The sequence below is a fragment of the Nostoc favosum CHAB5714 genome (genome assembly GCF_020829495.1).
GTDB classification, from domain to species: domain Bacteria; phylum Cyanobacteriota; class Cyanobacteriia; order Cyanobacteriales; family Nostocaceae; genus Nostoc; species Nostoc favosum.
This window is the reverse complement of the sequence record NZ_JAIVFQ010000157.1, coordinates 1-10,388: the sequence shown is the minus strand read 5'-3', so window position 1 is coordinate 10,388 and position 10,388 is coordinate 1. Positions and strand designations below refer to the sequence as shown.

Sequence of the window (10,388 nt, the reverse complement as noted above, 5' to 3'; positions counted from 1 at the left end):
CTTTTTTCGTGGTGGACGAAGGAATTTCAGCGGCGGGTTTGACCACAGGCGTAAACGCTCATAAAACCCCCTGACATAACGCCGGGTAATCTCATGTCGCATAATACTTTCGGTCATCTTTTTCGTGTCACCACCTGGGGTGAAAGCCATGGAATCGCGCTTGGTTGCGTGGTCGATGGCTGTCCGCCCGGTATCAGCTTTACCGAAGCCGAGATTCAGGCCTATCTGGACAAACGCAAGCCCGGCCAATCGAAATACACCACCCAGCGGCGCGAGCCGGATCAGGTGAAAGTCCTGTCCGGCTTCATGCTGCAGGATGACGGCGTCACCATGATCTCCACGGGCACGCCGATTTCGATGATGATCGAGAACACGGACCAGCGCTCCAAGGATTATGGCGATATCGCCCGCCAGTACCGTCCCGGCCACGCCGATTACACCTATGACGTCAAATACGGCATCCGCGACTATCGCGGCGGCGGCCGCTCGTCGGCGCGGGAAACCGCGGCGCGCGTTGCCGCCGGGGCCATTGCCCGCAAGGTCGTCCCCGGCCTGATCGTGCGCGGTGCGCTGGTGGGCATGGGCATTCACACGATCGACCGTGACCGCTGGGACTGGGACGAGGTGGACAACAACCCGTTCTTCACGCCGGACCCCGGCTCCGTCGACCTCTTCGCCGGATATCTCGACGGTATCCGCAAGGCGGGTTCCTCCATCGGCGCCGTCGTTGAAATCGTCGCTGACAATGTACCGGCGGGGCTTGGTGCGCCCGTCTATGGCAAGCTCGATCAGGATATTGCCAGCTATCTCATGTCCATCAATGCGGTGAAGGGCGTGGAAATCGGTGATGGTTTCGCAGCGGCCACACTCAGCGGCGAGGAAAACGCCGACCAGATGCGCATGGACAATCACGGCAAGCCGATTTTCCTGTCCAATCATGCGGGCGGCATTCTCGGCGGCATTTCCAGCGGCGCACCCATCGTCGCGCGCTTTGCCGTCAAGCCCACCTCATCCATCCTCACCCCGCGCCAGAGCATCGATGCCGATGGCAAACAGGTGGATGTGATGACCAAGGGCCGGCACGATCCCTGCGTCGGCATCCGCGCTGTTCCCATCGGCGAAGCGATGGTTGCCTGCGCGATTGCCGATCATTATCTCAGACATCGCGGCCAGACCGGCCGCATCTAAGGCATCTAATCAAGAGGCGCATACATGGCTTACAATCAGAAACGGGTCGTCGATGCGCTGCGCGCGTTCGAACGCGGTGAAATCGTCGTTGTCATGGATGATGACGGGCGCGAGAACGAGGGTGACCTGATCGTCGCGGCGGTGCATTGCACCCCGGAAAAGATGGCGTTCATCGTGCGCCACACCTCCGGCATCGTCTGCACGCCCATGCCGCGCGACCACGCCAAGCGTCTCAATCTGGCGCCGATGGTGGCCGAGAACGACGCGCCGCATTCCACCGCCTTCACGGTGACCGTCGACTACAAGCACGGCACCACCACGGGCATTTCCGCCGATGACCGCACCCTGACCGTGCGCAACCTCGCCAATCCCAATGCCGGCGCTGCCGATTTCGTGCGTCCGGGACATATTTTCCCGCTGATCGCGCGCGAGGGCGGCGTGCTCATGCGCTCCGGCCACACGGAAGCCGCCGTTGACCTGTGCAAGCTCGCCGGCCTGCCGCCGGTCGGCGTCATCTGCGAACTCGTCAACGACGACGGTTCTGTGATGCGCGGCCCGCAGGTGGCAAGCTTTGCCGAGACGCACAAGCTGCACCAGGTGACGGTGGCCGATCTCATCGCCTACCGCCAGCGCAAGGAAACCCTGATCGAGCGCATCGGCGAATATGAGATCGATACCTGCGCCGGACAGGCAAAGGCGATTACCTATGCGCTGCCATGGGAGCCCATGCACCATGCCGCCATCGTTTTCGGCGATATCCGCGACGGCGAGGATGTGCCTGTGCGCCTGCAGCGCGAGGACATTCTCAGCGACGTCTTTGGCGCGCGCAACACGCTCGACAGCATCATGAAGCGCATTGCCGAGGAAAAGCGCGGCGTCATCGTCTACCTGCGCGAGGGCTCCGTCGGCGTTGGCCGCGATGACGACCGCAACCGCGCCACGCTGCAGGACCGCGAGGCGCATGCGGAAGCCAAGGTGCGCGAGGAAGAATGGCGCCAGATCGGCCTTGGCGCGCAGATCCTGAAAGATCTCGGCATCACCTCGATCCGCTTGCTGTCATCCCGTGAGCGGCACTATGTCGGTCTCGAAGGCTTTGGCATCCAGATCACGCGGACGGATATTATCTGACGCGTGGCTTCCTGCCTCTTATGGATATCAAGAAGCGATTTGGTCTGGCTGTGAAGGAAAGACGGGGATCCCTCGGCATCTCGCAGGAAGAATTGGCGATGCGTATTGGCGCAGATCAGGCTTATGTCAGCCGCATGGAAGCGGGCCGGATGAATGTTACGCTGGAAACCGCCGAGCAGGTTGCAACGGCAATACATTGCGACGTTGCAGAGCTGCTTGGCGAAGCCGGATAATGTGTTGATGAGGTTTCCGGGGAAAGACTGATCGGAGCGGTCAGGCTCTTCTTTGAACCTTCTTCTCATCATGCACGAGATGATAGGGCTGTACGAGAAGTTCGGCAGGAATATGCCATTCGCGATTAAGCTTGAACACCATATCCATCGTTAGCGCGCGCTTTCTGGCCATGACTTCAGAGGCTCTTGGCGCAGAGCCAAGAACCTCTGCCAGGGCCCGGCGATTCAGCCCGGCCATTTCCATGTGCGCGGCGATGGTGGAAATTGGGTCCAATGCCGGAATGGGATAATGCTCGTCTTCATAGGCTTCGATCAAAATTGCAAGAACGTCGAACCGGTCACCCTCAGGTGTTCCCGGCTCGGGTTGATTGTCGAAATAGTGCGTGATTTCACCAATCGCCCAGTCATAGTCTTCTTCAGTTTTGATCGGCCGAATGTTTTTCATCACACAGTCTCCGGGTCGATAGCATCGTACTCTTTATGCGTGCCGACAAATTTGATGAGCAACCGTTTGAACGGGTAGGCGACATGCACGATAAGGCGGTACTTGTTGCCGGCAATGTCAAAGATCACCCTGTTGTCGCGGACAAAGTCGACAGAGTTGCCGAATTGCATTTTTACGTCCGCCTGTGTTTTCCATTCAGCCCTGCTCACAGCCACATACCAAGCCGTTAAGGGTACTTCAGCCTGATTGTGCACCAGCCAAAATGCCCGCAGTGCTTTCTTGGCTATGATCTGCATCAGGCATGTATAGCAGCTTCCCATATTGGGAACAAGTAAAAATTCCCATTTTGGGATTGAATGACCTAGACCCGCCGCTCCTTGATCGTGTTCATGACAAAGCTGGTCTCGATGGAAGCGACGCATTTCAGCCGGGCGATCTTCTCCTTGATGAAGCGCTCATATTGTTCCAGCCCGGCGCTCATGACTTTCAGCACATAATCGCGTGAACCGGTGACAAGGTGGCATTCCAGCACCTCATCCCAGCCGCGGATCGCCTCCTCGAACATGACGATCTCATCCTCATGCTGGCGGCTGAGCCGGATCGTGGCGATGGCGGCCATGGTCCACCCCTCGATGACAGGGTCGACGAGGGCGGTGTACCCCCGGATGATGCCAGCTTCCTCCATCCGCCGCAGGCGGCGCAGGCAGGGGGAAGGGGACAGTCCGACCCGCTCGGCCAGATCGTTGTTGGTGATCCGCGCATCCGCCTGCAATTCCCTGAGAATGCGCCGGTCGGTCTCGTCAGCAATTTTCTGCGTCATAATCTCTCATTCATGGCAATTGTTAGCGTCAATCAATGCAATTTGATCGTAAAAAGCAAGGATTGATCCCTGCATTTGATATAATTTGCTTGATAGCACCCCACCCCTCACGCGAGGAGATTCGCATGGCCGCGCCCCATCCGTCCAAAACCCATATCGGCAACCACAAATTGCATCCTGAAACATTGATGCTGAACTATGGCTACGATCCGGAACTGTCGGAAGGCGCGGTCAAGCCGCCGGTGTTCCTGACCTCGACCTTCGTGTTCAAATCCGCCGAGGAAGGCCGCGATTTCTTTGATTTCGTCTCCGGCCGCAAGGAGCCGCCGGCCGGCGTCGGTGCCGGCCTCGTCTATTCGCGTTTCAACCACCCCAACAGCGAAATCGTCGAGGACCGCTTGGCTGTCTATGAGCGCACGGAAAGCTGCGCGCTGTTCTCCTCCGGCATGTCGGCCATTGCGACGACCCTGCTGGCCTTCGTGCGCCCGGGTGATGCGGTGCTGCATTCGCAGCCGCTCTATGGCGGCACGGAAACCCTGCTGGCGAGGACATTCCTCACTATGGGCGTGGCTGCCGTCGGCTTTGCCGATGGCGTCAACGAATCCTCGGTGCAGGCGGCCGCCGATGAGGCGATGAGCAGGGGCCGCGTCTCCATCATCCTCATCGAAACGCCCGCCAACCCGACCAACAGCCTGGTCGATGTGGCGATGATCCGCCGCATTGCCGACGCCATCGGCAAAAAGCAGGGGCACACGCCGGTGATCGCCTGCGACAACACCCTGCTCGGACCGGTTTTCCAGCGCCCGATCGAGCATGGCGCCGATATCTCCCTGTACTCGCTGACAAAATATGTCGGCGGCCATTCCGATCTGATCGCCGGTGCGGCACTCGGCTCGAAGGCCGTGATGAAACAGGTCAAGGCGCTGCGCGGTGCCATCGGCACGCAGCTCGACCCGCATTCCTGCTGGATGCTTGGCCGCTCGCTGGAGACCCTGAGCATCCGCATGGAAAAGGCCGATAACAATGCGCTCGCCGTCGCGGATTTTCTGCGCGATCATCCGAAAGTGGAAAAAATCCACTACCTGCCCTATCACGATGCGAACTCACCGCTCGGCCGCACCTTTGCCGCGCAGTGCACCGGTGCCGGTTCCACCTTCTCGTTCGATATTCGTGGCGGCCAGCCCGCAGCCTTCAAGTTCCTGAATGCGCTGCAAATCCTCAAGCTGGCGGTCAGCCTCGGTGGCACCGAATCCCTTGCCAGTCACCCCGCCACCATGACCCATTCCGGCGTGCCCGTGGATGTGCGCCAGCGGATCGGCGTGCTCGATTCGACCATCCGGCTGTCGATCGGCATCGAACACCCCGACGATCTGATCGCCGACCTTACCCAGGCCCTGGCGGCGGCCTGACCGGCGGAGCCTCGATCAATTCCAGCGGGAAGGGCGTGGGCTCCCAGAATTTCTCCAGTTTGCATTTCTGGACAGCCAGCGCCTCCCACTCGTGCAGAATCCTGGCGATTTCGACACAGTCTCGCGCCAGTAGGGCCGGGCAGAAAGACGGCGCCAATCGCGCGAGATAGTGTTGCATGCCCGGCAATGGTTCGACGATGGATTGAGCAAGGTCCAGATTGCCTGTCGCCGTGGCAATCAGCATCTCAAGGAAGCGATCCCAGTCATAATAGTCACCGGAGGCCTCGTACTGCGCGGCTAATTCTCGATAATGATCAAATGTCGTTGTGGAACGAAGCTGTGGCAGAATCTTTTCTTCGAGCAGATCGAAAAGCCGCTGAACGGAGTCCGGATTCGTAGCGTCCCAATATCCTGTTTTGGGATCAGAAAGGAAATCACCGAACCCCAGCGTGATGACGTCACTTGGCGGAATTAGGAGATCCACTACGGTTATCGGATCAAACATCCAAGGTGTTCGGCAATAATCCAGATAAATTCCACGTCGAAGGTGGTGAATGGGTTTGACGACCATGAAACGCCCGACCATTGCGAGATCATCGTGGCGTTCGAGCAGCGGTTTTTCCATCTTGCGAATTTCAGCGCCTGTTGTCATCAGCCTCCATCCATTTCCAGCGGGAAGGGCGTTGGCTCCCAGAATTTTGTGAACTTGAGATTCTTGATTGTCTTTGCTTCCAGATCATGCAGACATTTGGCCAGTGCCGCCCGGTCTTCGGAAAGCAGGGCCGGACAGAATGCTGGATAATGGACCTCAAAGCTTTGCCTTAGTCCCTCCCTTTTGCCGACGATGTATCTTGCCGTCTCGAAATCGCCGGTGGCTGCGGCCATTAGCAGCCGTGGATAATACATGAATTCAAACGGCGTCAGATTGTTCTCGTAGCGGCGGGCAAACTCCATCATTTGCTCGAACGTGACCATCGCGCGTAACGATTGCAACGCCGCCTCGGTGAACCGCAGCATCAGTTCAATATTCTCGGGATAGCGTATGTCCCAGACGCCGAAGCGCGGGTCGTTTTTCCGTTTATCGACGAGGTCAGGATCGGCGTCCTCAAAGGAACGGTAGGTGAACCGGTCACCCCAGCCGATGCCCTGTTCGGTGTCGCCATCAAATGTAAGACAGACACTCAGCGTCGGCACAAATGCGTGTTGATTGATGCTGCGATCGATGAAGACGCCGCGAACAAAATGCCGCACAGGCGTCAGGATGAGGTATCGCCCCACCAGCGCCAGATCAGAATGGCGAGCGAGCAGAGGCTGGACGGCTTGTTTGGTTTGCGTGATCGTGGTCATTCGAACGGTTTCATCCCCATGACAAAGAATTGTGTGCCTTCGCCAAAATACCTGGCGACTGTTCTGCCGATTTCACCCAACCGCGGAACCGTGATATCTCTTTTCCCGGTTTTTGCGTCATAGACACAGACAAGTTTTTCCGAGGCCCTGTCATAGACATCGACGCGAATTGTCCCCTTGCCCGCATATTTTGCCCACCTGGATGGGTCGTTGTGCGATGGATAAATGCGATCTGCCAGTGATCCGCTGAGCGATTTAAGAGCGGATATTTCAGCGCGCAGGTCGGGACTTCCGATGTTCTCGACTTTCTGCTTGAGCAGGGAATGAATCGCTGTACCCCGAAGCGTCGTCGAGCCAAAATTGGAAACCGGTCCGGCTTCTCTCGCCGCCTCATTCAGCATGGTCTGAACTCTCAGGAAGTTAGGGCAATATTTTGCCGCCTCGTCCCGTGAGAGGGCCGCGACGGCGGCCCAGACTTTCGCGTCGTCTTTGCCCTTGGTATAGGCTTGCGCACGGGACGCGATAATAGGAACGAGACGAGCATCGTCCCCAACTTCTGCGGTCAGTTCGTTATATTCTTCGACTTGACTGCCAATGTCGTCGTTCCACCGTATGCGTGGCACGATTGCTGACAGAGTGGCAATGCCACGAACATTTCCGGATGACAGCTTTGGCGTATTGGCGGGATTACGAAGCGCTGGTATAGCGGGTTGAGAGCCCTGCGCATGGGTACCTGCCGCGGCTGCTCCCAGTACGGCACTTGCGCCCGCCGCATCGGTCCACTGTCCACCCTCCGGTACTCCGGCTGGCTCGCGCGGCTGGTCGGGATCGTATTTCCGCAGAAGATCGATTTCCTCCTGCAGCCTGAGTTCGGCCTCCAGCAAGGCGCGCTGATAGTCGAGCTGGCGGTACTGATCGCTGCGCAGGCTGTTGGGCGGTGCGAGTTTCAGCGCCTTGAGCTGGAGCGCGTTGGCGGAAAGATGCCAGCGGAGCCGGAGGTGTCTGGAAGAATGTTCATTCTGTAAATTCATGAATACTATCCTTTAAAGGGATAATATTCCTACATCGAGCGGGAGGCCGTCAATTAGACATTGGTCGAGGTTTTCGCTGAAATATGCGAAATTTCAGTCTCGATGGCCCTGTTGATCCCGCCCGAAGTTCGGGAAAACCATGCAAGGTCCGCTGCTTTGGCTCTTGTGCGAAGCGCGGTGTCTGTGCACATTCTCCCGGCGCAACCCAAGCCTTGTGCCGATGTCCATTCACAGTTGCAGAAAGCCGATATGGTCACCCGTCTTTATACGCACCCGATCTATCTCGAGCATTTGACGCCCGTCGGCCATCCCGAGCGGCCGGACCGGCTGCGGGCGCTGAACAAGGTGCTGGAGGACAGTGCGTTCGATGCCCTGGACCGGGTGCTGGCGCCGCCGGGTGACGCGGCAACGATCCTCTATGCCCATCCGGATCATTATCTCGAGCGGGTCCGTGCGGCCATTCCGGACGCGGGAATCACCCGGGTCGATGCCGATACCTCCGTCAGCCCGAAGAGCTGGGAGGCGGCGCTTGCTGCCATCGGCGCGGCCAATGCGGCGGTCGATGATGTCTTTAACGGCCAGGCGGACAATGTCTTTGTCGCATCGCGCCCGCCGGGGCACCATGCGGAGCGCAACCGGGCCATGGGCTTTTGCCTGTTCAACAATGCCGCCATTGCCGCCCGCCACGCCCAGAAGGTGCATGGGGCGGAGCGGATCGCCATCGTTGACTGGGATGTGCACCACGGCAATGGCACGCAGGACATTTTCTGGGACGATCCGTCCGTGCTTTACTGCTCGACCCACCAGATGCCGCTCTATCCCGGCACCGGCGCCAGGGATGAAACGGGCGCGGGCAATATCGTCAATGCACCGCTCGCCCCCCAGACCGGGAGTGAGGATTTCCGCGAGGCATTCAAGACGCGTATCCTGCCGTCGCTCGACAGCTTCCAGCCGGATCTGATCATCATTTCGGCCGGTTTCGATGCGCATCATCGCGATCCCCTGGCCGAGATCAATCTGGACGAGGATGATTTCGACTGGGCCACCGGCGTTTTGCTGGAAAGAGCTGGGAAGTATGCGTCGAACCGGCTTGTCAGCCTGCTGGAAGGCGGCTACGACCTCAAGGGCATGTCGCTGTCTGCCGGCGCACATATCAAACGTTTGATGAAAGGTTGAAACCATGGCCGATGTACAACCCAATGCCGATATCGCCGCCATGAGCTTCGAGCAGGCGCTCGATCAACTGGAAAAGATTGTCGATGATCTCGAGCGCGGCGATGTGCCGCTTGAGCAGTCGATCCGCATCTATGAACGCGGCGAAGCCCTGAAAAAACATTGCGATACGCTGTTGCGCGCCGCGGAGGACAAGGTCGAAAAAATCCGGCTAGGCCGCGACGGCCAGCCCGCCGGCACCGAGCCGCTCGACCCGGAATAGACCGCGGCTGTTCAGCCGGGCTGCGAGACGCTATGATGCGGCTCCGATGAGTTGGAGCAGCGTTGATGAGCTTTTTTCCCGGCAATGATCCGCAACCCGGCGACACCACGGCCGTTGATTCGATTGAAACGCTGATCATCCCGCGCACGAGCGATGTCGGCGGCCTGCAGGTTCGCCGCGCACTGCCCACCGCCAAGCGGCGGCTTGTCGGCCCGTTCATTTTCTTTGACCGCATGGGACCGGCCATTTTGCGTCCCACCGATGCGCTTGACGTGCGTCCGCACCCGCATATCGGCCTGTCCACGGTCACCTATCTCTTTGACGGTAATATCCGTCATCGCGACAGTCTCGGCACCGAAATGGTCATCCGGCCGGGTGACGTCAATCTGATGACCGCCGGCCGCGGTATTGTCCATTCCGAACGCTCGCCGGAAGAGCTGCGCACCCAGCCGCTGCCCATATCGGGCCTGCAGACATGGCTGGCGCTGCCCGATCATCTCGAGGAAATCGACCCCACCTTTGCCAATACGGCGGCGGGCGAACTGCCGGTGCTGCGCGAGGCCGGCATGGAAGCACGTGTGGTCATGGGAACATTCCATGGTGCGGGATCGCGGGTAAAGCAGCATGCCGAGACACTCTACATCGATATCCGCCTGCAACCGGGCGGGCATATCCAGATACCGGCGGACGCCGCTGAAGAGCGGGCAATCTATACGTTGGATGGGTCCGTGGAGATTTCCGGGGAGAGTTTTCCTGCCGATCGCCTGCTGGCCTTCCGCGCCGGAGACGAAATTGTCGTATCGGCACCGCAAGGCGCGCATTTCATGCTGTTCGGCGGCGCGATCATGCCATCCAAGCGCTATGTCTGGTGGAATTTCGTCTCTTCATCGAAAGAGCGGATCGAACAGGCGAAAGAGGAATGGCGCTCGGGCCGTTTCGATATTGTGCCGGGCGACGAGGAAGAATTCATCCCTCTGCCTGAAAATTGACATGCGCAGCGGGAAGGCTGGACTGCTTGCTGCTTCGGCGGAATTCATCTAGGAAGCGCCAGCCTTCTGGCAAGAATTGACCTTGGAACTGGAACCTGTGCTTTGGCGAAAAAACTGGAAACACCGCTGCTCGACCGCGTCATAATCCCCGCGGATTTGCGCGCCTTGCCGGAGACCGACCTGCCGCAACTGGCACAGGAGCTGCGGGCGGAGCTGGTGGATGCCGTTTCGACCACCGGCGGTCATCTGGGAGCCGGTCTTGGCGTTGTCGAGCTGACGGTTGCGCTGCATCACGTTTTCGATACGCCGCATGACCGGATCATCTGGGATGTCGGCCATCAGGCCTATCCGCACAAGATACTG

Annotated in this window: 14 protein-coding genes; 8 read left to right on the top strand and 6 right to left on the bottom strand. The window is 59.0% G+C overall.

What is annotated here, in order from left to right:
• Positions 1-93: 93 nt before the first annotated feature.
• The 3 genes from aroC to LC586_RS43765 are packed head-to-tail and all read left to right on the top strand — an operon-like array spanning position 94 to position 2,549.
• A complete protein-coding gene (aroC, locus tag LC586_RS43775) occupies positions 94-1,188 on the top strand; it encodes a chorismate synthase (RefSeq protein ID WP_229490891.1) in 1,095 nt (364 codons plus the stop codon).
• Between the two features lie 24 nt (positions 1,189-1,212).
• Complete coding sequence (gene ribB, locus LC586_RS43770; protein ID WP_229490889.1) at positions 1,213-2,316, top strand: 3,4-dihydroxy-2-butanone-4-phosphate synthase; 1,104 nt, start codon at positions 1,213-1,215, stop codon at positions 2,314-2,316.
• A gap of 20 nt (positions 2,317-2,336) precedes the next feature.
• Positions 2,337-2,549, top strand: coding sequence for a helix-turn-helix domain-containing protein (locus tag LC586_RS43765; RefSeq protein WP_229490887.1), 213 nt, complete (start codon positions 2,337-2,339; stop codon positions 2,547-2,549).
• 40 nt (positions 2,550-2,589) lie between these two features.
• On the opposite strand, the gene LC586_RS43760 is transcribed toward LC586_RS43765, so the two are convergent.
• The 3 genes from LC586_RS43760 to LC586_RS43750 all read right to left on the bottom strand — a co-directional run bounded on the left by LC586_RS43760 (position 2,590) and on the right by LC586_RS43750 (position 3,814).
• Positions 2,590-2,994: a helix-turn-helix domain-containing protein gene (locus LC586_RS43760; RefSeq protein WP_105736979.1), complete on the bottom strand. Its 405-nt coding sequence runs from the start codon at positions 2,992-2,994 to the stop codon at positions 2,590-2,592.
• Positions 2,994-3,290 (bottom strand): type II toxin-antitoxin system HigB family toxin, encoded by a 297-nt coding sequence (locus LC586_RS43755; RefSeq protein ID WP_229490885.1) that lies wholly within the window; start codon positions 3,288-3,290, stop codon positions 2,994-2,996. Before LC586_RS43755 ends, LC586_RS43760 begins: the two co-directional genes overlap by 1 nt.
• A 65-nt stretch (positions 3,291-3,355) precedes the next feature.
• On the bottom strand, positions 3,356-3,814 hold the full coding sequence (locus LC586_RS43750) for an Lrp/AsnC family transcriptional regulator (protein WP_229490883.1): 459 nt from the start codon (positions 3,812-3,814) through the stop codon (positions 3,356-3,358).
• A 125-nt stretch (positions 3,815-3,939) separates the two neighbouring features.
• Between LC586_RS43750 and LC586_RS43745 the strand changes: the two genes are divergently transcribed.
• Entirely contained in the window at positions 3,940-5,223 is a 1,284-nt protein-coding gene (locus tag LC586_RS43745; RefSeq protein WP_229490882.1) for a cystathionine gamma-synthase family protein, read from the top strand.
• Here LC586_RS43745 and LC586_RS43740 read toward each other — a convergent pair.
• Genes LC586_RS43740 through LC586_RS43730 form a run of 3 tightly spaced genes read right to left on the bottom strand, consistent with a single transcriptional unit; the run spans position 5,198 to position 7,601 of the window.
• Positions 5,198-5,875 carry a hypothetical protein gene (locus LC586_RS43740; protein ID WP_229490880.1) on the bottom strand — a complete coding sequence of 226 codons (678 nt, stop codon included), beginning with the start codon at positions 5,873-5,875 and terminating at the stop codon, positions 5,198-5,200. The genes LC586_RS43745 and LC586_RS43740 overlap by 26 nt on opposite strands.
• Positions 5,875-6,570 carry a hypothetical protein gene (locus LC586_RS43735; RefSeq protein ID WP_229490878.1) on the bottom strand — a complete coding sequence of 232 codons (696 nt, stop codon included), beginning with the start codon at positions 6,568-6,570 and terminating at the stop codon, positions 5,875-5,877. The genes LC586_RS43740 and LC586_RS43735 overlap by 1 nt, the downstream gene beginning before the upstream one ends.
• Positions 6,567-7,601, bottom strand: a complete 1,035-nt coding sequence (locus tag LC586_RS43730; RefSeq protein WP_229490876.1) for a hypothetical protein — start codon at positions 7,599-7,601, stop codon at positions 6,567-6,569. The genes LC586_RS43735 and LC586_RS43730 overlap by 4 nt, the downstream gene beginning before the upstream one ends.
• A gap of 234 nt (positions 7,602-7,835) precedes the next feature.
• Here LC586_RS43730 and LC586_RS43725 point away from each other — a divergent pair, with 234 nt between their 5' ends.
• The 4 genes from LC586_RS43725 to LC586_RS43710 form a co-directional block, all read left to right on the top strand.
• Complete coding sequence (locus LC586_RS43725; protein ID WP_229490875.1) at positions 7,836-8,777, top strand: histone deacetylase family protein; 942 nt, start codon at positions 7,836-7,838, stop codon at positions 8,775-8,777.
• A 4-nt stretch (positions 8,778-8,781) separates the two neighbouring features.
• Positions 8,782-9,036: an exodeoxyribonuclease VII small subunit gene (locus tag LC586_RS43720; protein WP_105736989.1), complete on the top strand. Its 255-nt coding sequence runs from the start codon at positions 8,782-8,784 to the stop codon at positions 9,034-9,036.
• A 65-nt stretch (positions 9,037-9,101) separates the two neighbouring features.
• Complete coding sequence (locus LC586_RS43715) at positions 9,102-10,025, top strand: pirin family protein (RefSeq protein WP_229490873.1); 924 nt, start codon at positions 9,102-9,104, stop codon at positions 10,023-10,025.
• 102 nt (positions 10,026-10,127) lie between these two features.
• On the top strand, positions 10,128-10,388 hold a 261-nt coding region (locus LC586_RS43710), incomplete at its 3' end, for a 1-deoxy-D-xylulose-5-phosphate synthase N-terminal domain-containing protein (protein WP_498072193.1).